A 24,660-nucleotide genomic window follows, 5' to 3' on the forward strand; every position below is an offset into this window, starting at 1 on the left:
ACTTCACCTCATTCTGTTGTAATCTAGATCATCGGTCAGTATTTCCGAAATCGCACCCTGAATTTCCACGGTATCCGGCGTGCACAGAAAAATATTGCCGCCGATTTTGGAAATGCTGCCGCTCAGCGCATAAATCGTGCCGCTCAGGAAATCGATAATCCGCATCGCCTGGTCGTTGCGCACCCGCTGCAGGTTGACCACGACGCTCCGGTGGGAACGCAAATGATCCGCGATCTCTTGGGCTTCATCGTAAGAGCGCGGTTCGTAAAGAATCACTTTGACGTTCTTTTGCGAATGAATGCTGACCACATTGCTCCCTCTTTGATTTCTACGCGTTTCAAAGCTCGGGGTTTCAAATTCAGGTTCATCTCGCTCGGCAAAATTTTCCCGCTCCACGATTTCTTCCTCTTCCTGCAGGCCCAAGAAGTTCATAAACCGGTTCATTACTCCCATTACGTCTCTTCCCCTTTCCCTACTAAAAGAGTCCCGAGGCGCACCCAAGTCGCCCCTTCTTCCACCGCCACTTCAAAATCGCCCGACATACCCATGGACAATTCGGTCAGGGGCTCATTCGTGACGCCCTTGGCGTTCAACTCGTCCCGCAATTCCCTCAACCCGCGGAAAACCGGCCTAGTCAGTTCGGGATCATCGCTTTCCGGCGCCATCGTCATCAGGCCAACGATCTTCACATGCGGAAATTGCGCGGCTTCCCTCAGGAAAGCTTCGGCCTCTTCCGGCTTGATCCCCTGCTTCGAAGCCTCGCCGGAGACATTGACCTGCAAAAACGCCTTCACTTCCGCTCCGGTCGCGGCGGCCCGCTTGTCCAGCTCCTGGGCCAGCGACAGCCGGTCCAACGAATGAATATATGCAAACTTTCCTACGATATCCTTGACCTTTCTGCTTTGGAGATGGCCGATAAAATGCCAGATCCCCTGTCCGCCGAGCGCTTCCCATTTCGGCACCGCTACGCCCGGGCGGTTCTCTCCCAAATGGAGGATGCCGCTCTCCAGCACGGAACGCGTTATCTCGATCGATACATATTTGGTCACGGCGATCACCCGCACCTCCGCGGGATTTCTCCCGCTGCGGCCGCAGGCCGCCTCAATCCGTTCTTGTACATGTTGTATCCGTTCTTGAAGCGACAAGAAGGATCACCTACCTTTCAAACCAACCCAGCTCGCCATCCGCCCGGTTACCCCGCTATGCTTGCGGTAAGAGAAAAACCGGTCGCTATGGCAGCTTGTACACCATGATGTACATTCGATATGCGTCGGCAATATTCCTGCTTTTATCATAATAATTCGATTCATTTCTTTCAAGTTCAGCATCGTTCGGCCCTCGTGCGGCGAAGGCGCTGCGACTGACGGCTCCCATTCCCCGCTAAGGATTCCCGCGAACGCTTCCCGCACTTTAACCATTACGCGTTCGTCAACTTCGTAGCAGCATGCGCCGATACTCGGACCGATCGCCGCCCGGATATCGCTTCTGCGGCTTCCGTATTCCCGTTCCATCCTGTCGATGACCGCCTCCGATATCCGGCCGACGGTGCCCTTCCAGCCCGCGTGGGCCAAACCGACGGCCCGGTTCACGGGATCGAGGAAGTACAGCGGCACACAGTCGGCGTAGAAGGAGGCCAGCAGCACGCCCGGCACGTTCGTGACCAGTGCGTCCGTGTCCTGAAAAGCGCCGGCCCGGTCCGCGAGCCCTTTCCCGCGGTCAGCGGCCGCGACGGCGGCGACGGCGGTGCCGTGGATCTGTTCACCGCAGGTCCACGCCTCCGGCGCGAATCCCAGCGCCGATGCGAGCCGGCGCCGGTTCTCCAGCACCGCCTCCGGGTCGTCGCCGACATGAAGCGCCAGGTTCAGGCTGTCATAAGGGCCTTCGCCGACCCCGCCGGCACGTCCGGTAAATCCCGCACTAATCTCCGGGACAAGATTATTCCATGCGGCAATTTCATACCGCTCCGGCAATTGCTGTATAGGATTCCTAATAAACGGCTCCATGATCCATCTCCCCTTGATGTTCGGTTATCTCTACGACCAGTTTACCATAACATTTAAAATGGCGCGTCAGTGACGGACCTTTATCCCCGCCGCTCCGCGCGTCCGTCCTTGTCGATATAGACGGTTGTTTCGTACGTTTGCGGCCGCTGCTCCCTAAGCTCCTCCATTTTAACCAGCACGACATCAGAGCCGATCTTCACGATATTTTTCCACGGGATAATCAGATCGCTGCCACCGCCGAAAAGGCCGAGGAATTTCCCGCCAACCGGCACGACGATCGCCTCGATCACGCCCTGCTTCATATCCAGCTCCAAATCGCTGATATGTCCGAGCCGCTTTCCGTCAACCACGTTAATGACATCCTTCGTTTGAAAATCGGAGATTTTCATGCTCGCCCGAACCACATTTTCCATCCCGCTCGCCCCCTGTCAGCCGAATGCTATCATCCCTTTACTATATGTTCCGTCCCGGCAAAACATTAAACATACTCAAATCCCCCCTCTACTCATATAATAAAATGCCCGCAAAGCGATGCTCAGTTAAACTAAAAAAGGCCCCGTGAGGGACCTAAGATGGTTACGACTTCACATGTTTCTGCATTTGTAAAATGGCGGATTTCTCGAGTCTGGACACCTGGGCTTGGGAGATGCCGATTTCGTCGGCGACCTCCATCTGCGTTTTGCCTTCGAAAAAACGCATGGAGAGAATCATCTTCTCCCGCCGGCCAAGCCGCTGCATCGCTTCCCGCAGGGCGATTTCCTCGATCCAGGAAACGTCCTTGTTCTTATCGTCGCTGATTTGGTCCATGACATAGATCGGGTCGCCCCCGTCATGATAAATCGGCTCGAACAAGGAGACGGGATCCTGGATGGCGTCCAGCGCGAATACCACGTCCTCCTTCGGCAATCCCAGCGCCTCCGAAATTTCGAAGATCGTCGGTTCCCGCGAATTTTGATTCGTCAGACTGTCGCGCATCTGGAGCGCCTTGTACGCGATATCGCGCAGGCTGCGCGAGACGCGGATCGGGTTGTTGTCCCGCAGGTAGCGGCGGATTTCCCCGATGATCATCGGCACCGCATAGGTCGAAAATTTGACGTTCTGCGATAGATCAAAATTATCGATGGCTTTCATGAGTCCGATGCAGCCGACTTGGAACAGGTCGTCCACATACTCCCCCCGATTGTTGAACCGCTGGATGACACTCAGTACGAGTCTGAGGTTGCCATTCACTAACTTTTCTCTGGCTGATCTTACGTGGTCCTGCTGCAAAGAGTGGAACAATTCACGCATTTCCGTATTGGTTAGAACGGGCAATTTTGAGGTGTCTACACCGCAAATCTCGACTTTGTTTCGGGTCATCAAGTCTTACCTCCCAAGGAGAAACATTAATGATCATTATCTCCCCGGGCTGCATTTTTATTCCTGAAATCGACCCTTGGCCTTGGTCTCTACACCATCTTGTTGAACTCCTTGCGCAGCCGCTTGATGATCCGTTTCTCCAGCCGCGAAATATATGATTGCGAGATGCCGAGCAGATCGGCAACATCCTTTTGCGTCTTCTCGTCGCCGTCGACGAGCCCGAACCTAAGCTCCATAATCATCCGTTCCCGCTCGCTCAGCTTATCGAGCGCCTTATGCAGCAGCTTGCGGTCGACCTGCTCCTCGATGTTGCGATAAATCGTGTCGTTCTCCGTCCCCAGCACATCGGACAGCAGCAGCTCGTTGCCGTCCCAGTCGATATTCAGCGGCTCGTCAAAGGAGACCTCGGTGCGGATTTTGCTGTTGCGGCGCAGGTACATCAGGATTTCATTCTCGATGCAGCGGGAAGCGTACGTCGCCAGCTTGATTTTTTTCTCCGGGTCGAACGTATTTACCGCCTTGATCAGACCGATCGTGCCGATCGAAACCAGATCCTCGATGTTGATGCCCGTATTCTCGAACTTTCTGGCGATATACACGACGAGCCGCAGGTTCCGTTCGATCAGCATCGCACGGATCGCGGCGTCCCCGGACGACAGCCGCTGCAGCAAATACTCTTCTTCCTCGCGCGTCAATGGAGGCGGCAGCGCTTCGCTCCCGCCGATATAATATATTTCTTCGCTTTTCAGTCCGAATAAAAACAACAACCGGTAGTACTGCAGCTGCATCATCATTTTCCACTTTACACGCATGGCTTTCTTCCTCCCATATTACGTTCCCGTATTTCTGTAAGGTGGCGCATCATCATTCCCCGCTCCTGGTGCACAAGCCTCCCCGTCGGTCAGCGCCGGATGTATGATGGCCCGGTAAGCTCCTTCCGCCGACAATCTGCCGGCGTCAAGCCCGATCAGCACCCGGTTGGTCACAAATTCCCGGCCGTCCGCCATAATGCCGACTTCGTCGGGTTTCATCGCGAGCATAAACTGCGAACCTTTATTGATGCCGCGGTAAGGAACCAGCCGCAGGCGGTCGCGCCAAGGGAAAGCTTCGTCCTCGGCGCATTCGAGCAGAAGGTTGTCCGCCTGCATACCGGCCCCCGGTTCCGTCAGCGTATCCGGCAGATAATCCCGAAACAAGGATGTCTCCATCACCATCACCGGCAGGCGGCTGAGCGGATCGGTAAGCTGATTGCCGGTGTCCACCAGGCCGGTGCAGCGCACCTCCGCCTCATCGATTCGAACCCTGACCTCGGCAAAAAAGGAAGCGAGCCTTTCCTGTCTCCGCCTGGACGCCAGCACAAGCCTGAACCAGGCGAGCACGGCGAAAAAAACGACCAGTACGAATACGGCCCCGACCTTAAGCGAAAATTGCATCCCTCCGGTAGCGGTGTAAAAAATGCCGTTCCACAACTCACCGGAATTTTGCATCAAGTAATGGATGCCGAGAATTCCTCCGGCCGCGACAAAGTTGACGATGTAAAACGCCCCTAAATTCCGCAAATAGTTTTGCAGACTGCCAAAGCCGAACGCGATCCATAGCATCGCGACGGAAAAAAGAAACTTTACGATAAAAGTAAACATAAACGACAGTTCCGGCAGGAACATCATTACGACGTAGGACGCCCCGACCCCCGCGGACAAGATCAGCCGCCAGATTGCGGGCTTAAGCTTTCTCATCCATGCGGTTGCGGCCAGCAGGCTGCCGTCGATAAGCAGGTTCATTAAAAAAATCAGATCGAGATAAACGACTATGACCCATCACCTGCCGCCTTATGCTGTTTCTCTATCAGAATTTACTGGTGAAAGCCTTGCAGATGGTTATCAGTATATAGACTTTCATATGTAAAGTCTGTCTAAAATTGAAAGCGGAAGGACACTAATTTTGTCGACCGGGGAGGGTATGGAAATAAAAAAAGACCTTGTCCCAAATTTACGGGACAAGGTCTTCGGGGAAGACTTGCATTTATGAGCGTCAGAAAACTATTCGTTATTATTCCGGCGGTTGCGCAAGAAAGTAGGGATATCCAACTGGTCTCCGGCAGGCTGATTCCCAAACGGTCTCAGCGTGGAAGCCGAAGAGCGGTTATCCTGCGGTTCCGAGACGCCAGGTGCCGGTTTGCGTCCGGGGATGACATTCGGTTTGTTTTCAAAGCCGGTGGCAATGACCGTAACCTTGATCTCTTCCTTCATGTTCTCGTCGATAATCGCGCCGAAGATCATGTTCACTTCCGGATCGGAAGCGGCGATGACGATTTCCGCGGCTTCATTGACTTCGTACAGCGACAGATTCGCGCCGCCGGTAATGTTCATGATTACGCCGCGTGCGCCTTCGATCGACGTTTCCAGCAGCGGGCTCATAATCGCCTTGCGCGCCGCTTCCGCCGCGCGGTTCTCGCCGGTCGCCAAACCGATGCCCATAAGGGCGGAGCCGCGTTCGGTCATGATCGTCTTAACGTCGGCGAAGTCGAGGTTGATAAGGCCCGGTACGGCGATCAAGTCGGAAATGCCTTGCACCGCTTGACGCAGCACATTGTCCGCCTCCCGGAACGCTTCCAGCATCGGCGTTTTCTTGTCGACGATTTCAAGCAGCCGGTCGTTCGGAATAACGATCAGGGTATCGACTTTTTCCTTCAGCGCCTCGATGCCAAGCTCCGCTTGCGAGGAGCGCTTGCGCCCTTCAAACGTAAACGGCCGAGTGACGACCCCGACGGTAAGCGCGCCGCATTCCCGGGCGATTTCCGCAATGACGGGAGCCGCACCGGTTCCGGTGCCGCCGCCCATACCGGCCGTAACGAACACCATATCCGCGCCTTTCAGCGTATTTGCAATCAAATCGCGGGATTCTTCCGCCGCCTTCTTGCCGACTTCCGGATTGGCACCGGCGCCGAGTCCCCGCGTCAATTTATCGCCAATCTGCAGTTTATGCTCCGATTTGGCCAAATGCAACGCTTGGGCGTCGGTATTCACCGTAATGAATTCAACCCCCTGCACGCCATTCTCGATCATCCGGTTCACGGCATTGCTTCCGCCGCCGCCAACCCCAATGACTTTAATTTGAGCCAAGCTCTCCATTTCAAAATCAAATTCCAACATACTATTCCATCTCCCCCTCATTCTCCCGTGAATGGCCCGTCCATCATTTTGGATACAAAATTATATGAATTCGCTGAATAGTTTCTTGAGGCGCTCCATTACGCCGCCGTTCTTCCGGTCCGGCTCCTGCGCCCCGGGCGATTTCGGACGGTTCGCCGTCTTCTTCGGTCCCGCGCTGCGGATGCGAATGTTTCTGATGACCTTATACAGGATGCCTACACCGCCCGTATAACCGGGATCGCGCACGCCGATATAATCGGGCACGGCGATGCGAACGGAAGCCGCAAGCTCTTCCTGGGCGATCTTCAGCAAGCCCGACATGGAGACAGTGCCTCCGGTAAGTATATAACCTCCCGGCTGCTCACTGTAACCAAGCCGCTTGACTTCCTGCTTGATCAGCTGGAAAATCTCCTGAACACGCGGCTCCGCGATCGCGGCCAGATCCTCCTGGGTAAATTCCTTGTCCACATTGCTGCCAATGCGCGTTACCTTAAATGTGACATCGGCCGCGGCATCCTCGATCGACGCGCAGCCATACTTCAGCTTGACCTTCTCCGCCTGGTCGGTCAGCGTACGGAGTCCGTACGCGATATCGTTCGTTATAAATTCTCCCCCAATCGGAAGCGTGGATGTGGCGACAATCGTGCCGCTTTCAAAAACAGCGATCGTCGTTGAACCGGCGCCGATATCCACCAGCACCGAACCCATAGTCTTTTCGTCCTTGGACAAGGCAAGCTGGCCCGCTCCTAAAGATAGGAGCACTAGGTCACGCACCTTAAGTCCCGATTTCTCCACACAGCGAAGCAAATTATGTATCGCCGTTTTGGTGCCTGTGACGATGGTTGCTTCCACTTCGAGGCGAACCCCGATCATTCCCCGAGGATCCTGAATCCCTTCGAGTCCGTCCACGATATATTGCTTGGCCACCACGTCGATAATCTCCCGCTCCGGCGGGATCGCGATGACCTCGGCGGCCTTAAGGACCCGGTCGATATCCTCTTCTCCGATTTCCCGGTCTTCATTTTGAACAGCTACCACTCCGTGGCTCGTTTGGAGTCCGATGTGATTTCCCGAAATGCCGACATATACTTCCGATATTTGAATACCTACCATCCGTTCCGCATGATCCACAGCGCTGCGGATCGATTGTACCGTCTGATCAATATCTACAATCGCGCCTTTGCGAATTCCTTCCGAGTCGGCAGATCCAACCCCAATAATATTAAAGGTTCCATTACTAATTTCCCCAATAATAGCACGAACTTTGGATGTACCGATGTCCAAACTAACAATGATGTCATTGTTGCTCAAGCCCTGGCACCTCCTGTTTCCCATAAAAATAGAATTGCGTTTGTAAAAATGCACTATCTACTTATTCAACGCCGTTTAACCTTTCCCTCTTTTTTCTACAAATTTTTTGGTTTCCATGTTTTACATGAAAATCAATAAAAAAGAGGAAGACAGGAAACGGGCCCATAAAATGTATTTTAACATTGAAATTCACTCGTGAGTAGTATCATTTTCCGCCTCCGAGCCACTTTCGGAGGAAATATAAGGCGTGTAGGTATCGGCCTCAAGCAAAGTCAGCGTTCCCGGGTCCTGGGAATCCATGATCAAGTTCATATACTCCGCTTTATCGGGCAAGACGGAGATCGCGGTGATGATTTCAAAATGCGATCTCGTGTACATTTTGATGCGGTCTGGATAAGACAAGGTCGGTGAAGGCGTAATCTCGGAAATTTCCGAAACGAGCGAATCGGGAATTTGCGCCAGCGTACCGCACAGCTTGGACAACATGGGGTCGTCCGCGCTCCACCCGGTCAAAATCGGCTTCGCTATCGGCATGGAACCGTTCTTCAGCGCGATTTTCGTTCCGTTGGCGAGCATCCCGTTCAAGCTGCCGTCGGAGGAAAGCTCGTAGGCAACGACCGGATATTCCTTGACGATGATTTCGATTTTCCCCGGAAAAGTTTTGTTCACTGTCACATTTTCGACCGATTCGATCCCGGACAGTCTCGCTTCAATTCCGGAAGAGCTTGTCCCGAAAAACGGGGCGCCCTCCTTCAGCCCTGAAATCTCTATCAGTTCGTCGTCCGTTATATAGGTGTTGCCCGCAAAGGAAATCTCCGAAATTTTACTCAGAGAGGAGCGAAAAAATAGGACGCAAAGCAATATAAAAACAAGCAGGAAAAGGATAAGCGCTACCTTGCGGCTGCCTTTCTTCTTCGGTTTGGGTTCTTTAAGGACAGGCACATTCGCTTTTGGCATAATCATTCTCCGATTTTAATAAAAATGCTATAAAATAATGCCTTTTATCCCCTCCGGGGGAGGGGACTTTCGAGGCATAAATCAGGCCAAATCCAGTTGTTTCAACGCCGGTGTCTCCCGGTGCATCACGCCGCCCAGCCGCGCGAACATGTCTTCGATCCGGTCGTAGCCGCGGTCGATATGGTGAACCTGTTCGACGATCGTCTTGCCTTGGGCCGCAAGCCCGGCGATCACGAGCGCGGCTCCGGCCCGCAGATCGGTGGCTTCAACCGTAGCTCCGTACAAACGGGGTACGCCGCGGATGAAAGCCGTATTCAAATCGACCGAAATGTCGGCGCCCATTCGTACGAGTTCGTCCACATGCTTGAATCTGCCTTCAAACACCGTTTCCTTCATGAGGCTCATCCCGTCGGCCAGCGACAACAGCACCATCACCTGGGACTGCAAATCGGTAGGGAAAGAAGGATATGGCGATGTAACGATTCTTTCCACGGACTTCGGCCGCCCGCTTGCGCTTACGGATATTATATCATTGCACGTCCCGATTTGAATACCTGCCCTGCGCAGCACGTGAAACAGCGAAGTTAAGTGAGCCGGATGGCAGTGGGTCAGCGTCACGCTCCCGCGGGTCGCCGCGGCGGCAATCAGCGCGGTTCCGGCCACGATCCGGTCGGGGATAATCTCATAATCTACCGGCGCCAGCGCCTGGACTCCCCGGATCGTAATCGTACCGGTACCGGATCCGATGATGTCCGCGCCCATCGCCACGAGGAAATTTTGGAGGTCCTGGATTTCCGGCTCGCGCGCGGCGTTCGTAATCACCGTCGTCCCCTCCGCCAGCGCGGCCGCCATCATGATATTCTCCGTCGCCCCGACACTCGGGAAGTCGAGATGAATGTCGGCGCCTTTCAATTTCCCCGCCCGGCACCAAATTTGCTGTTCATTCTCTTCGATAACGGCTCCCAGCGCCTCTAGTCCCCTCAGATGCAAATCGATCTTACGCTCCCCGATCGCGCAGCCGCCGGGCTGATAGATGCATACCTCGCCGAACCTGGCCAAAAGCGGGCCCATCAGGAATATCGAGGAACGCATCTGTTTCATCAAATCTTCAGGCACATGACTGGAATTGGCGCCGCCGGTATCCAAAATTACGGTATCGTCCCGATGGGCCGCCGTGCAGCCCAAACGGTTCAAGATCCCGAGCATGACGTCAATATCGAGCAGACGGGGGACATTTCGAAGTTGCACTTTCCCATCAGTGAGCAGACTGGCCGCCATAATCGGCAGAGCGGCATTTTTTGCGCCATGGATACGAATGGATCCTGATAGGGGTCTCCCCCCTTCGATCACCAATTTGTCCAATGTATCACCTCCGAGTTTACCGTTCACCCACGAAGAAGACCTCCGGCACCAGCGCGATCCCGTATTCGGAAGATATGGTGTCTTTGATTTGCTCCATGAGCGTAAGAACGTCCTCTGCTGTCGCTTGCCCGGTATTGACGATGAAGTTGGCGTGCAGCGTCGACACTTCGGCCCCGCCTACGCACAAGCCCTTCAGCCCCGCGGCTTCGATCAATCTGGCCGCGTGATCGCCCGGCGGATTGCGGAATACGCTTCCCGCGCAAGGCTGCTGAAGCGGTTGGGTCTTGCGCCGCCGGTCCTTGTAGGCCGCCATGGCCGCCGCGATTTCGAGGCGGTCTCCCGGCGCAAGCGCAAACCTCGCCTCGGCCACAATACCCCGCCGCTCGTGCAGGACGGAATGGCGGTAGGCAAATTCCATATCCTCGGGGCCGTAAGTTACCAATTCACCCGTCTCCAGAACAATTTCAGCGGATTTGAATATACGTGACACATCGGACCCATGCGCGCCGGCATTCATGTAAACGGCTCCCCCCGCCGTTCCCGGTATGCCGCCGGCAAATTCAAGGCCGGTTAGCCCCGCTTTGCCGGCCATGATGCTCATTCGGACGAATGAAGCACCTCCGCCGCAGACGATATCGTGTCCCTGGAACTGTATATCCTCCAGCCCGTTCGCCAGCTTGATAACGGCGCCGCGGACGCCCTTATCCGAAACGAGCATGTTGGAGCCCTTGCCGACCGTCATCCAAGGTATTCCCTCTTCGTACAGAAAGGTGATGAGGCGGGCAAGCTGTTGTTTGTTCCCGGGAACGACAAGCGCATCGGCGGGTCCGCCAATTTTCCAGGTTGTGTATTTCGACATCGGTTCGTCAGGCAGTACGATTCCGACTTCTAGTTGTGCCAATTTCGATATCCATTGCTGCATCGTAAAATCCCTCCCTGATTAACGTGCCGGATTTCTAGGTCAACCTAAACCTCACTTCGGGTTTGGAAAATCCGGTTTGCCCGGCCGGCCTGAAATGCCGGCACCCGGGTCCGCGAATGACCTGGGAAGAAAAGCGGCGAGTGTTCGTGTCCCAAGGCCTCCATAAAACAAGAATGTCACGATTTATAGGGTATCTTATGCCTTGCTTATGAAGAAGGTGACACTCGCCCAAAGCCCGCTCCCAGGCCCTTCTTACTTGCGGCCCGACTCCGCCAGGCGCCGCATTTCCGCGACGATCAAACGGGCGGAGTCCGGTTTGCCGAGCTCCTTGGAAGCGGAGGACATGGAAGCCTGCCGCGCCTTGTCTCCCATGATTTCCTTGACCGCCTTAACGAGGCTGTCTCCGTTTAGCTCCGGCTCCAAAATCACCTTGGCCGCGCCGGATTTCTCCAGCATTCTGGCATTCTTCTCCTGATGATTGTTCGTTACGTTCGGCGACGGAATCAGGATCGACGGAATGCCGAGCGATGTGATCTCCGCCAGGAAGGACGCGCCCGCCCGGTTCACGATCAGCGACAGCGCGGCCAGCACCTCGGGCATATTGTGAATGTACGGAAGCACCTTCAAATTTTTCGGCAGAGTGCCGACTTTCGCCCGAATCGCTTCCAGCGTCGCTTCATAGTAACTGTCGCCGGTCACATAGACGAATGTCAAATCCCCAAGCTCCCGCACGGCGGAAGCCATCTCCACCATCGCTTCGTTGATCGCCTTGGCTCCCCGGCTGCCGCCTATAACAAGCACGATGGAACTGTCCGCGGGCAAGCCCAAAGATTCATAGCCTTTCATTTTGTCCGCCCGGGCCACGGTCGTCGCCCGCGGGTTGCCGGTATAGAGAACGTTGCGGGCCCCCGGAAAAGCGGATTTCGAATCCTCGAAGCTCACCGCTACAGTGGACACATATTTGCTTAAGAAACGGTTCGTCAGCCCCGGAACCGCATTCTGTTCGTGAATGATGCTCGGAATGCCCAGCTTGGCGGCCGCATAAACGACCGGACCGCAGACGTAACCGCCCGTGCCGATAACGACATCGGGCTTGAATTCGCGCAGCATCCGCTTGGAGCTGCGTACGCCTTTGAGAAAGCGCATGACGGTTTTCATATTATCCAACGACAGCTTCCGGCGAAAGCCGGTAATGTCGATCGCTTTAAACGGAATGCCTTCTTTCGGAACGATAGAGCTTTCCAGCCCTCTTTCTCCGCCGATGTACAAAAACTCGGCGTCCGGAAATTGTTCGGCACACGAGCTTGCAACGGCCAGCGCGGGGTAGATGTGCCCCCCCGTGCCGCCGCCGCTAAGTACGACGCGCATATCATCACCTCGAATAACGGGATATATTAAGCAATATTCCTAGCGCCGTCAGCATCAGCGTGAGGGAAGAACCTCCGTAGCTGATCAGCGGCAGTGTAATGCCCGTGACAGGCATGAGGCCAATGACAACGCCGATATTGATGACGACTTGAACGCCGACCATCCCGACGATCCCGACGGCGAGCAGGCTGCCGAACATGTCGGGGGCCGTCATCGCTACCCTCATGCCGCGCCACACAAGAATCAAAAACAACAGCAGGACCAGCAGTCCGCCGATAAAACCTAGCTCTTCGGCCAAAATCGAAAAAATAAAGTCCGTCTGCGGCTCGGGCACATAGCTGTACTTCTGCCGGCTCATTCCGAGGCCCAATCCGGCGAGTCCTCCCGGCCCGATCGCGTAAAGCGACTGGATGATCTGATAGCCCGCGCCGAGCGGGTCTGACCAAGGATCCAGGAAAGCCGTGATCCGCTTGAGCCGATAAGGCGCGGCCAGAATCAGCCCGACGAAGCCGAGCGCCCCGATGCCGGCCAGCCCGGCGAGATGCTTGATGCTCGCGCCTGCCGTAAACACGATCAGCAGCGAAGCGCCGAGCATCACGGTGCCGGTTCCCAGATCCGGCTGCAGCATGATGAGGCCGAAGGCGGCGCCGATGACGCCGAGCGGCGGCAGCAGACCTTTCGTAAAATGCGTGATTCTATAATTCTCGCGGCTTAAAAAATACGAAAGAAACACAATCATGCCGAGTTTCATAAACTCGGAAGGCTGGATGCCGAACGAGCTGATGCCGAGCCAGCTTCGCGCTCCCCCGCGGACCACGCCGATGCCGGGGATCAGCACGATAATCAGCAGGCCGAAGCAAATCAGCAGCAGCACCTTGGCGTATTTTTTCAGAATCCGGTAATCCAGGTTCATCATAAAAAACATCGCCACCAAACCTAGCACGGCAAACAAGAGCTGACGCTTGACAAAATAGAAAGAATCGCCGTAATCATGGAAAGCGAGTACCGAACCCGCGCTGTAGACCATCACAATTCCGATTGTCAGCAAGCCGAGAATGCTTGCCAGCAGCCAAAAATCCGGTTTGCCTTGGCTTTTGCCCATCGTGGATGCCACCTCTTAACAGAAAGTAGGGGCTTTTCCACCCCCCTACTTAAAGGGTATGCACCGCCTCTTTAAAAATGCGTCCACGCTCTTCATAGGACGAGAACATGTCCCAGCTTGCGCAAGCCGGCGACAGCAGCACGATATCCCCGTCCTCCGCTAAGGATGCGGCTTGCGAGATCGCGGTCCGCAGCGTTTCCGCGGCGCTGTCAACAGTATCGACCAGGACGATATCGCTTAGTCCCGCAAGCTCCGCCACGCGTCCGATTTTCTCTTTCGTCTGGCCGATGGCCACGACAGCCTTGACCTTCTCTTTGATAACCGGCAGCAATTCCATATAGTCCGAGCCGCGGTCGAGCCCCCCGGCCAGCAGGACGACCGGCTTATCCAGCGCCCCCAGCGCCATAACGGTCGCCTTGGAATTGGTCGCCTTGGAGTTGTTATAGTAAGCAACTCCGCGTTTGACGGCGACGAACTCCAGGCGGTGTTCCACGCCGCGGAAGGATCGCAGCGGCCCGGCCAGCGATTCCGGAGCCGCTCCGGCCGCCACGGAGGCCGCGACCGCCGCGAGCGCGTTCTCCACATTGAAGCGGCCGGGCAGGCCGATTTCGCTTGTTTTCACAATGCGGTGCTCTGCGCCCGCTTCATTGCGATACACGACGTACCGTTCCAGTCCGTCCTGCACATTCGGCACGTATGCCGGCTGGACGTATACGCCCGCCGTACGCAGCTCCTCCGTCATGGAAAACGGCAGCAGCCTGGCCTTGATATAGGGCACGAGTTCCCGGCAAACAGGGTCGTCCCAATTGATGACAGCCGTGTCGCCCTCGGTTTGGTTGGCGAAGAGCTTGGCTTTGGATGAAACATAGTCTTCCATCGTACCGTGATAATCCAGATGCGTCTCGGCGACATTGAGCAGCACCGCGACGGATGGCCGGAAGGCCTCGGTCCCTTTGAGCTGAAAGCTGCTGAGCTCGGCGACGAGGACGTTGCCCTGTTCGGCTTCCTCCGCCGCCGCGCACAGCGGCGTCCCGATATTGCCGGCGACGATCGGAGCTAGGCCGGCGGCCTCCAGCATCTTGCCGATCCAGGTCGTGGTCGTCGTCTTGCCGTTCGAGCCGGTAATGCCGATGATTGGCGCTTTGGCGATCCGGTAGGCGACCTCCACTTCGGTGACGACGTCGATGCCGAGCTCCAGCGCTTTGGCCACGGGAGGCGCGCTGTAAGGGATGCCGGGGTTCTTCACCACCAGTTCCACACCGGGATGAATCAGCCCCTCCGGGTGACCCCCGCATACAACAGAAATTCCCAAAGCCTCCAATTCGGATGCTTCGGGACATTCTTCCCTCGTCTTTCTATCGTTGACCGTGACGACCGCACCGCTCCGGTGCAGCGTTTTGGCGACCTGAACGCCGCTCTTCGCTAAACCCAGGACGACCGTCTGCCGCCCTCGGTATTCATCTGGATGTTTCATGTTCTACAGCCCCTTGTTCAAATAAAGTCCGATACCCGCCAGCACCAGGCCGACCGCCCAAAACGTGACGACGACGCGCCACTCCGACCATCCCGACAGCTCGAAGTGATGGTGAATCGGGCTCATTTTGAAAATCCGTTTGCCGCGGGTTTTGAAGGAAACGACCTGCAGGACGACGGACAGCATTTCGATGACGAAAATTCCGCCGATCACAATGAAGAGCAGCTCGCTTTTGGTGACGATGGCAATCGCGGAAATCGCGCCGCCAATGCCGAGCGAGCCCGTGTCGCCCATAAATACTTTCGCCGGATGCGCGTTAAACACGAGAAAGCCGAGCACGGCCCCGATCATCGCCGCCGCACAGACCGCCGCCGGCAGAGAAGTCGCCTGCATGGCGATCACGGCGAAGGCACCGAGCGCGATCGCGCTAACCCCGGACAGCAGGCCGTCCAGTCCGTCGGTGAAATTGACCGCATTGGTCACGGCCAGCATCATGACGATTATAAACGGATAATAGAACCACGGCCCCCAATCGAAGGCGAAATCCGTTCCCGGGATGGCGATAGCCGTGCTATGCCCTTCGGAGATCAACAATCCGCAGATGATAGCGGCGAACAGCAGCTGTCCGAACATTTTCTGTTTGGGCGTCAGTCCCAGAGATCGCTTGAATACGATTTTGATGTAGTCGTCCAAAAATCCGACCAGCCCGAAGCCGAGCGTGGCGATGAGCAGGACATAGAAATCCGTATTGATAACGGAAAACTTCAAAAAGGCGAGCGTAAACGCCAAAATAATGATAATTCCGCCCATCGTCGGCGTTCCCGCTTTTTTCAAATGGCTTTGCGGCCCTTCGCCGCGAATCTGCTGTCCGAATTTCATCCGCCGCAGCAAAGGAATCAGCAAAGGGGCCGAGATCACCGCTAAAATAAATGATACGCAGATCGTTAAAAGTATGAGTCCAAAGTCCACCTGGGATCACCCCCCTTTCGCCGGTTTTATCGATGAAGATTGCAATTTTTGACCGCGTCGACGACTTCCTCCAGCTTCATCCCGCGCGAAGCCTTCACGAGCACCACATCCTTCGGATGCAGCACGGAAATCAACTTTTCAATAAGCTCACTTTTATCATGATATGCGAAAATCGCGTCTTGCTCCAAATTTTCCGCCGCGCCTTCGGCGATTTTTTCGGAAAGCGGGCCGTAAGTGAACAATAGATCCGCTTTGGCCGGAGTCAGGAACCTGCCGATTTCCAGATGGAAATCCGCTTCCGCGTCTCCAAGCTCCAGCATATCGCCAAGCACGGCGATCTTTTTACGGTACCCGCGCTTCTTCTCCAGTACGCCGATCGCGGCTTTGACGGAAGTGGGGCTCGCGTTGTAGGCATCGTTGAGAATCGTGATGCCGCTTGCGCCCACCACCGTCTCGATCCGCATACCCGTGAGCTCCGCCCCGCGCAGCCCTTCCCGGATGCGTTCTTCCGTTACCCCGTAATGTCGGGCTACGGCCAGAGCAGCAAGCGCGTTCACCACATTATGCTCGCCCGGCAGCGGCAGCTCGAGCGTATCGTTCCCGCCGGCTTTGGAAGTGAATACCGTCTTGTCCTCAAAATACATAATTCCTGTCGGATAATCGTCATTGCCGCTTCCCAGGCCGAAGGTGAAGGTGCGCATCCCTTCCGGCTTCACGGTTGACGGTTCGTCCAGCACCCGGGGAATCAGAGGTTCGTCCCCATTATAGACAAACAGCCCCCCCGGTTTCATCCCCGATAGGATTTCCAGCTTGGCCCGGGCGATTTCCAGCCGCGAGCCGAGCTGCAGCAAATGGGATTCGCCGATATTGGTCACGATGGCGCATTCCGGTTCGGCGATGCCCGACAGCAGCTCGATCTCGCGGCGGCCGCTCATCCCCATCTCCAGCACGGCGATATTCGTGTCTTCCGGCATGCCGAGGATCGTCAGCGGCAAGCCGATGTGGTTGTTGAAATTGCCTTGGGTTTTATGCACCTTATAGGTCGTCGCCAGGAGCGAAAAGACGAGATCCTTGGTCGTCGTCTTGCCGTTGCTGCCCGTGATGCCGACGACCTTCGTTCCGCAAGCCGCCAGATAGCTCTGCGCCAGTCGCTGCATCGCCGCGAGCGTATCCTCCACGAAGACGGCAGGGCCCGGCGGAGTTCCCTTGGACTTTGCCCACAGCACGGCGCCCGCGCCGGCCGCCAGGGTATCCCCGGCAAAGTCATGGCCGTCAAAGCGTTCGCCGCTGATCGGGATGAACAAGCAGCCGGGAACGATTTTGCGCGAGTCGGTCGCGACTCCTTCTATAATAACTTCGGCATCGCCGCCATGTGCGATTTCCCCGCCGCACATGGCGGCGATATCCGCTAATTTTCGTTTTATCACTGATTAAGACTCCTTATCGCTTCTTTGGCCACGACCCGGTCGTCGAAATCGTGCACCTCTTTGCCGATCAATTGATAGGTTTCATGCCCTTTCCCCGCAATCAATACTACATCCCCGGGGCTTGCCATTTCAATAGCCTTTTGGATCGCTTCGCGCCGGTCGACGATCATTTCGTAGCGTTCCGCCGGAACTCCGTCCTCGGTCAGGCCCGCTTCGATATCCTTCAGGATCAATTCAGGATCCTCCGTGCGCGGATTGTCGGAGGTAACGATGACATGTCCGGACAACCTCGCTGCGATCTTGCCCATAATCGGGCGCTTGGTCCGGTCGCGGTCCCCGCCGCAGCCAAACACGGTGATCACCCGGCCTTCGGCGAACTCGTTGACCGTATTGAGCACATTTTCCAGCCCGTCGGGCGTATGCGCATAATCGACGACGACCGCGAAATCCTGGCCTTCGTCCACCGCTTCCACACGGCCTTCCACACCTTTGATCGATTCCAGGCTGGATTTGATATCCGCAAGCGGAATATTCTCAAGCAGCGCGGCGGATATCGCCGCAAGCGCGTTGTACACATTGAACTTGCCGACCATTCTGAGGGCGATATCGGCGCTGCCGCGGAACGTGTCCACATGAAACGAAGTCCCTTTCGCGGTAACGGAAATGCCCGACGCCCGCACATCGGCCTCATGCTCTACACCGTAGGTAACGATCTCGGCCGCGGTCTGTTTGGCAAAGTAAGCCGAAGCCGGATCATCGGCGTTCAGAACCGCGTAGCTGCGTTGAGTCGGGTCGCCTTCATAGGTATTGCCGAGCCGCGAGAAAAGCAGGCCCTTGGCCGCGCGGTATTCTTCCATCGTATGATGGTAATCCAGATGATCCTGGGTCAGATTGGTGAATACCGCCGTGCGGAATCTCGTTCCTTTCACGCGGCCTTGCTCCAGCGCATGGGAGGAAACCTCCATGACGCAATACGCCATGTCCGCCGCGTCCATTTCGTGCAAATAACGCTGCAGATCGAGAGATTCCGGTGTCGTGCCCGACATCGGAAACGTCCGCCCGGCATAGCGGCGCTGGATCGTCCCTATCAATCCGGTCTTCTTCCCTTGATCCTCCAGAATCCGCTCGATCAAATAGGTCGTCGTCGTCTTTCCGTTCGTGCCGGTCACTCCGATGACTTGCAATCGCGAACTCGGGGAGCCGAAGAAGGCATTGCCAAGCACCGCCATCGCCAGCCGGCTGTCCTTTACTTTAAGCTGGGGCAGGGACACATCGTCCAGCCACCGTTCCACGACAAGCGCGGCCGCTCCCTGCTCCGCCGCTTTTCCGGCGAAATCGTGTCCGTCTACCGTATGTCCCGGCAGGCAAACGAACAGGTCGCCGGGCGCGATTTTGCGCGAATCGATGGATATGTCCTTACAGTCCGTTTCGCTATTTCCTCTTATTTCGGAAGCTATTATATAAGTAGCCAAATCTTTTAGCAGCATAAGTTACCCCTCCGTCAATGATCAAAACGCCACTATTCATATTATCACCAAAAAAGATGAGGTTCAGGAATTTTATTCACTAGTTTCATGATTATGATTTTGCTCCGCATCCGCCTCGCTGCCCATGTAAATCCGGATCGTCGAGCCCTTTTCCACCCGGGTTCCGGCTTTGGGCGCCTGGTTGATCACCAAATTGCCGGCTCCGGATCTTGCGAGGTTGAAATTCATATTCAGATCCTCGTAAATTTCCGCCGCCGAATGCCCGATCAAATCGGGGACCGTGACCATCGGCGTCTCGCCGTATTTATATTTCTTTGCCAGCTGATCCTTGCGGGGCGGTATTTGCATATATTCGAGCGCGTCCTTCATGATGTTGCGGACGATCGGCGCCGCGACGACGCCCCCGAACTGGATGCCCTGCGGATTATCGACCGCCGTGTACACGACGATCTGCGGATCGTCCGCCGGCGCGAAGCCGATGAAGGAAACGATATGCTCGTTCTGCGAGTACCGTCCGTTGATGACCTTCTGCGCGGTCCCCGTTTTGCCGCCGACGCGGTACCCGTCGATGAAGGCATTGCCCCCGGTTCCGTTGGCGACGACGCTCTCCAGCGCCTCCCGAATCTGCTTGGACGTCTCCTCGGAAATGACCTGCCGCACAAGCTGCGGCGAATTCGTGGAAACCACTTCCCCGGTTTCCGGATTGGTCCAGGACTTGGCTACATACGGCTTATACAGCTTGCCGCCGTTGACTGCGGCCGAAACCGCGGTAATCTGCTGGATCGGCGTCACCGATACCCCTTGGCCGAAGGAAGTGGTCGCAAGTTCAACCGGGCCAACCCTGGACAATTTGAACAGAATTCCGTTTTCCTCTCCGTTCAAATCGATTCCGGTTTTGGTACCGAAGCCGAAATCCTTGATATATTTAAACAAGGTTTCTTTGCCGAGCCGCTGGCCCAGCGCCACGAAGCCCGGGTTGCAGGAATTTTCCACGACCTGCAGAAACGTCTGGCTGCCGTGCCCGCCTCTTTTCCAGCAGCGGAGCGTCGCCCCGCCGACCTTGACATACCCCGGATCGAAAAAGCGTTCGTTCTTCAGATCCACTTTCTTCTCTTCCAATGCCGCCGCGAGCGTAATGATTTTAAAAGTGGAGCCCGGCTCGTACGTCATCCAGATCGGCAGGTTACGGTTATATACCGACGGATCGACTTCCTGATATTCGGCAGGTTCATACCCGGGTCTTGCCGCCATCCCCAATATTTCGCCGGTGTTCGGATCCATCGCGATCGACAGTGCCGAATCGGCTTGCAAGCGGGCCATCGCCTGATCGAGCTCCCGCTCAATGATGCTCTGGATCGACTTGTCGATCGTCAGCGTGAGGTTCAGCCCATCCTTGGGCGCGACGTATTTCTCGGAGGAGCCCGGCATCAGCCTTCCGCCGGCATCCGACAAATAAGAGACGCTGCCGTTCATGCCGCTCAGTTCACTGTCATACTTGCTCTCGACTCCCGTCAATCCCTGATTGTACCCTCCGGTAAACCCGAGAATATGCGCGGCAAGACCTCCATAAGGATAATACCTTTTATTGTCTTCGGCAACGACAATACCCGGAAGAGCCAAATCACGAATTTGCTGCGCTTTTTCCATCGTAATTTTGCGTCCGCCGGGTTGCAGCCTGACTATGGATTGTTTCTTGGTGATCGCTTTGAGCACGGCATCCTCGCTCATGCCGAGCAGCGGAGCCAAGCTTTTGGCCGTCGACTGCGGCAATTTGATCTGAACGGGAATCGCCATCACCGTCGGCGTCGTAATATTGTAAGCAAGCACGTTGCCGTTGCGGTCGCTGATTTCGCCGCGTTTCGCGGAATACGGAATGTTGCGGCGCCACGATTCCTCGGCCTTGGCCGACAACTCTTCCCCCTTGCCGAGCTGCACATAGGCAAGCCGGACGGCAAGCGCCGCGAATAGCAGGCACAGCAGCACGAGCAGCAAGAACAGTCTCCGTCTGACGGTTACTTTGGATATTCTCATCGATTGCCCCCCTGTTCCATCCTGACACATGGTTGTTCTCATCACATGCATATTCAGGACAAACAGGGGTTAGAACAAGCTATGGAGAAGATCCCGACCCGGATGTCTCTCCGGCATCATCACCGTCCGCTTCCTCCTCCCCGGAGCCGGCTTCACCGGTTTCATCGGCGTCTTTGAACGGCGGCTCGAGTACAAGATGGACTTTTCTTTGACCGTTCTCTTCGGAGGCGGATTGGGAGACGACATAGCCTTCCCCTTCCGCGGTCACGGCGACCTGCATAGCCGACAACAATTCCATCGCCTCGCGCAGCGACTCTCCCTTCAAGTTCGGAATCGTCATCGTCTGGCCGTCCTCGGTAAGCAGGTACATGTGCTGGCCCGCTTTTAAAGTGGTGCCGGCTTTCGGATATTGCGAAACCAGTTCGCTGCCGCTGCCCAAAGTTGCGTAGGAAATCCCTTTATTGCCGAGCTGACTTTTCGCTTCTTGCAGGGAAAGCCCGCTCAAGTCCGGCGTTTTGATGCCGCTGCTTGATGACTGGACGGTTTTAGTCTGATCGTCCAGCTTTTTCGGAACGCCCAAGTATTGCAAGGTCTGGTTGGCTATCTTTTGAAATACAGGCGCGGCCGCCGCCCCGCCGCCGAGTTCCGAGTCTTTCGGTTCGTCAATCAGAACGATGATGGCGATCTTCGGGTCGTCCACCGGCGCATAGCCGATAAAGGATATAACCTGTTTCGTGTAATCGTACTCTCCGTTGACTACCTTGACGGCGGTCCCCGTCTTCCCGGCGACCCGGTACCCTTCAATGTAGGCGTGTCGCCCCGTCCCGATCTTCTGGTCGGATACGACCTGTTCCAAAATCCCGCCGACTTCCTTCGCCGTTTCCGGGGTAATGATTTGCCGTACTTCCTTGACCTGAGTCTTTACGGTTTCGCCGGTCTGCGGATCGGTGATCGACTTGACGATATGCGGCTCCAGCAGCTTGCCGCCGTTCGCCACGGCCGCGACCGCGGTCAATTGCTGCAGCGGCGTAACCAGCAGCTTACCATGACCGTACGCCATAGCCGCAAAGTCGGCCTGCTGCACAGGGGTTACGACCCCGGCGGCTTCGCCGGGCAGTTCGATACCCGTCTTTTGGCCGAATCCGAAGCTGTCGACATACTGTTTGAGCAAATCCGGACCTAGCATTTCATAGCCCAATTTGACGAAGGCGACGTTGCTTGAACGTTTGACCCCTTCAAGGTAGCTGATTTCGCCCCAGCCCGATCGTTTGAGGTCATGGATCGTTTGCCCCGGCACCCGGATGCTTCCCGACATATAGGTCGCGTTCGGATTGAACAAGCCTTCCTGCACCGCACCCGCCAAGGTCACGATTTTAAATGTCGAGCCCGGCTCGTAAACCGATTTGATCGCATGATTGTAGAAATTCTTCTGATCCACATCAACCCAATATTCGTTCGGATTATAGGTCGGCATATTGGCCATGCCCAAAATATCCATCGTCTTCGGATCGGCCGCGATGACCGTCATGCTGATCGGATCCAGTTCGTCGTAAGCCTCTTTCATTGCTTCTTCGATATAATACTGTATTGTATCGTCGATCGTCAGCTGGATGTTCTTTCCATCCTTCACCGGATTGTATACTTCGCTCGCCTTCGGGATCTCAATGCCTCTGCCGTCGCTCTTATATTCAATGGAACCGTCCTGCCCCTTCAGTTCTTCGTCGTAATAAGCCTCTAGCCCGGAAACGGCCTCTCCTTCACGATTCATGTAGCCGAGAATATGAGAGGCGAGAGTCTCTTTAGGATAATATCGCTTCTGTTCCTTGAGCAAATAAATGCCGGCATCGTCAACCTTATTCTTATCCTTCAGCTCGTCGGTGAAAGCCTCTACCTGATCCCTTAATTCCTGATCGATTTTCCAGCCTTCGTTACGAATCTCGCGCTGAGAGTAGAACTCCCCGTTTTCTTTTTTGGCATTAACCAGCTTTTCGAGTTCTCCCTTGTCTTTTCCAAGCAATTCGCTTAACCCGTCAATCACTTCGTTCTGCAGGTTCAGCTTGTTGATCAGCAAAGGGTTAACGGCTACCGTATATGCCGGGGCATCCACGGCCAAAATATCGCCGTTGCGGTCGGTGATCGTCCCCCGCGTGGCGGGAAGCACCTTCTTTTTGGACCACAGTTCCTCGGCGTGCGCCTGCCAGAAATCAGCCTCAACGACCTGGAGCCAAAAGACTCTCCCCATCAAAACAGCAAAAAAGAGGGTGACGCATCCCCCTATCAGCAGTGTCCGAAGTCTTATTCGCTTGATCATATCGGTACCTCATTTAAAAATTTATTTGCGTGCGGTCGTAATTTCATCCTCGTTACCGCCGGTTTTTGCATTTGCCGGAACTTCGATCATGAAGCCCTCGTCCACGGGTTCAACATAACCCAACTCGGCCGCTTTTTGCGGAATTTGCTCCTCCAGCTTTTCCTTCTGGATCGTAAGTTCCTTGATTTCCGCGGAAATAGCCTGGATATCCGTATTCAGATTGTACATCTGCCGCTTGACATTGTAGAGACTGGCATTTTGCCACAGCAAACCGCCCATCACGGCCGCGCAAAAGAGAACCGTCACCATGTACAGCAGCTTCTCCTTTACGGGAAGCGGCGCGCGCCGGGTTACTACTTTCGTTGTTTCGCGGTATCGCTGTGCTTTGTAACCGCGCTCATCCGCTTTCTCTTTTACAGCCAAATTCCCCCGTGTATAGGCCATCTCACAATTCCTCCGCTATCGTTTGCAATTTCTCCGCCACGCGCAGTTTCGCCGACCGCGCCCGCGGGTTTTGTTCCAGTTCCTCGTCCGAGGGAACCAGCGGCTTCCGGTTAATCAGTTTTAGCTCGCCTTTGCCCCCGCATACACACATCGGAAAATCGGGCGGGCAGGTGCATTTCTCTACATAGCCGGCAAAAATCTGCTTGCAAATTCGGTCTTCGAGCGAATGAAACGTAATGACCGAGACTCTTCCTCCCGGCGCCAGGCAGCGGACCGCCGCATGCAGCCCCTCCTCCAACGCGCCCAGCTCATCGTTGACCGCGATCCGCAGCGCCTGAAAGCTGCGCTTGGCCGGATGCCCGCCGGTTCGGCGCGCGGCCGCGGGGATTCCTTCTTTAATCAGCTCGACCAGTTCCCCCGTCGTTTCGATCGGCGACTCCAGCCTCTTGGCGGCGATGACCTTGGCGATTCGCCTGGAAAACTTCTCTTCCCCGTATTGGAACAAAATCCGGGCGATTTCCCGCTCCGGCCATTCGTTGACGATCTCTCTGGCTGTCAGTCCGGCCGACTGATCCATCCGCATATCGAGCGGCGCGTCCGCATTATAGCTGAACCCGCGTTCCCCCTCGTCAAATTGCGGCGAGGACACGCCGAGGTCGAACAGGATGCCGTCAACCTGCGGAACTCCATTGCGCCGCGGAATCCAGGCGAGTTCCAGCAGCTTTTCCTCCAGATGGCGGAAATTGCTTTTTACCAAGGTCAAGCGTTCCCCGTAGGCGCTTAAATGCTCCTTGGCGTTATCAAGCGCCCAATCGTCCTGGTCAAAGGCGATCAGCCGTCCTTCCTCCGTAAGCTGGGACAGGATAACGGAACTGTGCCCGCCTCCCCCCAAGGTACAATCCACGTAAATACCGTCCGGCTTGATATGCAGCCCTTCTGTCGCTTCTTTCTTTAGCACCGTGATGTGATGGAACAAGACTG

The 24,660-nt window shown here is 55.7% G+C and carries 22 protein-coding genes; all 22 read right to left on the reverse strand.

Annotated elements, in window-relative coordinates:
* Window positions 1-3: 3 nt before the first annotated feature.
* Entirely contained in the window at window positions 4-453 is a 450-nt protein-coding gene (locus V3851_RS02355; RefSeq protein ID WP_331844872.1) for a cell division protein SepF, read from the reverse strand.
* Window positions 453-1,145, reverse strand: coding sequence for a YggS family pyridoxal phosphate-dependent enzyme (locus tag V3851_RS02360; protein WP_331844873.1), 693 nt, complete (start codon window positions 1,143-1,145; stop codon window positions 453-455). Before V3851_RS02360 ends, V3851_RS02355 begins: the two co-directional genes overlap by 1 nt.
* A 6-nt stretch (window positions 1,146-1,151) precedes the next feature.
* Entirely contained in the window at window positions 1,152-2,003 is an 852-nt protein-coding gene (pgeF, locus tag V3851_RS02365; RefSeq protein WP_331844874.1) for a peptidoglycan editing factor PgeF, read from the reverse strand.
* An 80-nt stretch (window positions 2,004-2,083) separates the two neighbouring features.
* Window positions 2,084-2,416 carry a YlmC/YmxH family sporulation protein gene (locus V3851_RS02370; RefSeq protein ID WP_331844875.1) on the reverse strand — a complete coding sequence of 111 codons (333 nt, stop codon included), beginning with the start codon at window positions 2,414-2,416 and terminating at the stop codon, window positions 2,084-2,086.
* Between the two features lie 163 nt (window positions 2,417-2,579).
* Window positions 2,580-3,362 carry an RNA polymerase sporulation sigma factor SigG gene (gene sigG / locus V3851_RS02375; RefSeq protein ID WP_331844876.1) on the reverse strand — a complete coding sequence of 261 codons (783 nt, stop codon included), beginning with the start codon at window positions 3,360-3,362 and terminating at the stop codon, window positions 2,580-2,582.
* An 89-nt stretch (window positions 3,363-3,451) separates the two neighbouring features.
* Complete coding sequence (gene sigE, locus V3851_RS02380; protein WP_331844877.1) at window positions 3,452-4,174, reverse strand: RNA polymerase sporulation sigma factor SigE; 723 nt, start codon at window positions 4,172-4,174, stop codon at window positions 3,452-3,454.
* Window positions 4,175-4,192: 18 nt separating this feature from the next.
* The gene (gene spoIIGA / locus V3851_RS02385) at window positions 4,193-5,173 is read right to left on the reverse strand and encodes a sigma-E processing peptidase SpoIIGA (protein ID WP_331845251.1); all 981 of its coding nucleotides are present in this window, start codon (window positions 5,171-5,173) and stop codon (window positions 4,193-4,195) included.
* Between the two features lie 228 nt (window positions 5,174-5,401).
* The gene (gene ftsZ, locus V3851_RS02390; protein WP_331844878.1) at window positions 5,402-6,514 is read right to left on the reverse strand and encodes a cell division protein FtsZ; all 1,113 of its coding nucleotides are present in this window, start codon (window positions 6,512-6,514) and stop codon (window positions 5,402-5,404) included.
* A gap of 60 nt (window positions 6,515-6,574) precedes the next feature.
* Entirely contained in the window at window positions 6,575-7,825 is a 1,251-nt protein-coding gene (gene ftsA, locus V3851_RS02395; RefSeq protein ID WP_331844879.1) for a cell division protein FtsA, read from the reverse strand.
* A gap of 189 nt (window positions 7,826-8,014) precedes the next feature.
* Window positions 8,015-8,782, reverse strand: coding sequence for a cell division protein FtsQ/DivIB (locus tag V3851_RS02400; RefSeq protein ID WP_331844880.1), 768 nt, complete (start codon window positions 8,780-8,782; stop codon window positions 8,015-8,017).
* 81 nt (window positions 8,783-8,863) lie between these two features.
* Complete coding sequence (gene murA / locus V3851_RS02405; protein WP_331844881.1) at window positions 8,864-10,144, reverse strand: UDP-N-acetylglucosamine 1-carboxyvinyltransferase; 1,281 nt, start codon at window positions 10,142-10,144, stop codon at window positions 8,864-8,866.
* 16 nt (window positions 10,145-10,160) lie between these two features.
* Complete coding sequence (gene murB, locus V3851_RS02410; RefSeq protein ID WP_331844882.1) at window positions 10,161-11,066, reverse strand: UDP-N-acetylmuramate dehydrogenase; 906 nt, start codon at window positions 11,064-11,066, stop codon at window positions 10,161-10,163.
* Between the two features lie 252 nt (window positions 11,067-11,318).
* Window positions 11,319-12,434 (reverse strand): undecaprenyldiphospho-muramoylpentapeptide beta-N-acetylglucosaminyltransferase, encoded by a 1,116-nt coding sequence (gene murG / locus V3851_RS02415; RefSeq protein WP_331844883.1) that lies wholly within the window; start codon window positions 12,432-12,434, stop codon window positions 11,319-11,321.
* 4 nt (window positions 12,435-12,438) lie between these two features.
* On the reverse strand, window positions 12,439-13,536 hold the full coding sequence (gene spoVE / locus V3851_RS02420) for a stage V sporulation protein E (RefSeq protein WP_331844884.1): 1,098 nt from the start codon (window positions 13,534-13,536) through the stop codon (window positions 12,439-12,441).
* 49 nt (window positions 13,537-13,585) lie between these two features.
* Entirely contained in the window at window positions 13,586-15,010 is a 1,425-nt protein-coding gene (gene murD, locus V3851_RS02425; protein ID WP_331844885.1) for a UDP-N-acetylmuramoyl-L-alanine--D-glutamate ligase, read from the reverse strand.
* A 3-nt stretch (window positions 15,011-15,013) separates the two neighbouring features.
* The gene (gene mraY / locus V3851_RS02430) at window positions 15,014-15,979 is read right to left on the reverse strand and encodes a phospho-N-acetylmuramoyl-pentapeptide-transferase (protein ID WP_331844886.1); all 966 of its coding nucleotides are present in this window, start codon (window positions 15,977-15,979) and stop codon (window positions 15,014-15,016) included.
* Between the two features lie 26 nt (window positions 15,980-16,005).
* Window positions 16,006-17,403: a UDP-N-acetylmuramoyl-tripeptide--D-alanyl-D-alanine ligase gene (locus V3851_RS02435; protein WP_331845252.1), complete on the reverse strand. Its 1,398-nt coding sequence runs from the start codon at window positions 17,401-17,403 to the stop codon at window positions 16,006-16,008.
* Window positions 17,403-18,893, reverse strand: a complete 1,491-nt coding sequence (locus V3851_RS02440) for a UDP-N-acetylmuramoyl-L-alanyl-D-glutamate--2,6-diaminopimelate ligase (RefSeq protein WP_331844887.1) — start codon at window positions 18,891-18,893, stop codon at window positions 17,403-17,405. Before V3851_RS02440 ends, V3851_RS02435 begins: the two co-directional genes overlap by 1 nt.
* A gap of 72 nt (window positions 18,894-18,965) precedes the next feature.
* Complete coding sequence (locus tag V3851_RS02445; protein ID WP_331844888.1) at window positions 18,966-20,924, reverse strand: stage V sporulation protein D; 1,959 nt, start codon at window positions 20,922-20,924, stop codon at window positions 18,966-18,968.
* Between the two features lie 79 nt (window positions 20,925-21,003).
* Complete coding sequence (locus V3851_RS02450) at window positions 21,004-23,235, reverse strand: penicillin-binding transpeptidase domain-containing protein (RefSeq protein WP_331844889.1); 2,232 nt, start codon at window positions 23,233-23,235, stop codon at window positions 21,004-21,006.
* Between the two features lie 21 nt (window positions 23,236-23,256).
* Window positions 23,257-23,679, reverse strand: a complete 423-nt coding sequence (locus V3851_RS02455) for a hypothetical protein (protein ID WP_331844890.1) — start codon at window positions 23,677-23,679, stop codon at window positions 23,257-23,259.
* Between the two features lies 1 nt (window position 23,680).
* Complete coding sequence (gene rsmH, locus V3851_RS02460; RefSeq protein WP_331844891.1) at window positions 23,681-24,655, reverse strand: 16S rRNA (cytosine(1402)-N(4))-methyltransferase RsmH; 975 nt, start codon at window positions 24,653-24,655, stop codon at window positions 23,681-23,683.
* Between the last annotated feature and the right edge of the window lie 5 nt (window positions 24,656-24,660).

The organism is Paenibacillus haidiansis (assembly GCF_036553665.1).
Classification (GTDB): domain Bacteria; phylum Bacillota; class Bacilli; order Paenibacillales; family Paenibacillaceae; genus Fontibacillus; species Fontibacillus haidiansis.

Bases quoted from the DNA above. Each gene is read 5' to 3' on its own strand.
- V3851_RS02355 (WP_331844872.1), bottom strand. From the start codon at position 453: ATGGGAGTAATGAACCGGTTTATGAACTTCTTGGGCCTGCAGGAAGAG.
- pgeF (WP_331844874.1), bottom strand. From the start codon at position 2,003: ATGGAGCCGTTTATTAGGAATCCTATACAGCAATTGCCGGAGCGGTAT.
- V3851_RS02370 (WP_331844875.1), bottom strand. From the start codon at position 2,416: ATGGAAAATGTGGTTCGGGCGAGCATGAAAATCTCCGATTTTCAAACG.
- sigG (WP_331844876.1), bottom strand. From the start codon at position 3,362: ATGACCCGAAACAAAGTCGAGATTTGCGGTGTAGACACCTCAAAATTG.
- sigE (WP_331844877.1), bottom strand. From the start codon at position 4,174: ATGCGTGTAAAGTGGAAAATGATGATGCAGCTGCAGTACTACCGGTTG.
- ftsZ (WP_331844878.1), bottom strand. From the start codon at position 6,514: ATGTTGGAATTTGATTTTGAAATGGAGAGCTTGGCTCAAATTAAAGTC.
- V3851_RS02400 (WP_331844880.1), bottom strand. From the start codon at position 8,782: ATGCCAAAAGCGAATGTGCCTGTCCTTAAAGAACCCAAACCGAAGAAG.
- murB (WP_331844882.1), bottom strand. From the start codon at position 11,066: ATGCAGCAATGGATATCGAAATTGGCACAACTAGAAGTCGGAATCGTA.
- murG (WP_331844883.1), bottom strand. From the start codon at position 12,434: ATGCGCGTCGTACTTAGCGGCGGCGGCACGGGGGGGCACATCTACCCC.
- spoVE (WP_331844884.1), bottom strand. From the start codon at position 13,536: ATGGGCAAAAGCCAAGGCAAACCGGATTTTTGGCTGCTGGCAAGCATT.
- murD (WP_331844885.1), bottom strand. From the start codon at position 15,010: ATGAAACATCCAGATGAATACCGAGGGCGGCAGACGGTCGTCCTGGGT.
- V3851_RS02440 (WP_331844887.1), bottom strand. From the start codon at position 18,893: ATGCTGCTAAAAGATTTGGCTACTTATATAATAGCTTCCGAAATAAGA.
- V3851_RS02445 (WP_331844888.1), bottom strand. From the start codon at position 20,924: ATGAGAATATCCAAAGTAACCGTCAGACGGAGACTGTTCTTGCTGCTC.
- V3851_RS02450 (WP_331844889.1), bottom strand. From the start codon at position 23,235: ATGATCAAGCGAATAAGACTTCGGACACTGCTGATAGGGGGATGCGTC.
- V3851_RS02455 (WP_331844890.1), bottom strand. From the start codon at position 23,679: ATGGCCTATACACGGGGGAATTTGGCTGTAAAAGAGAAAGCGGATGAG.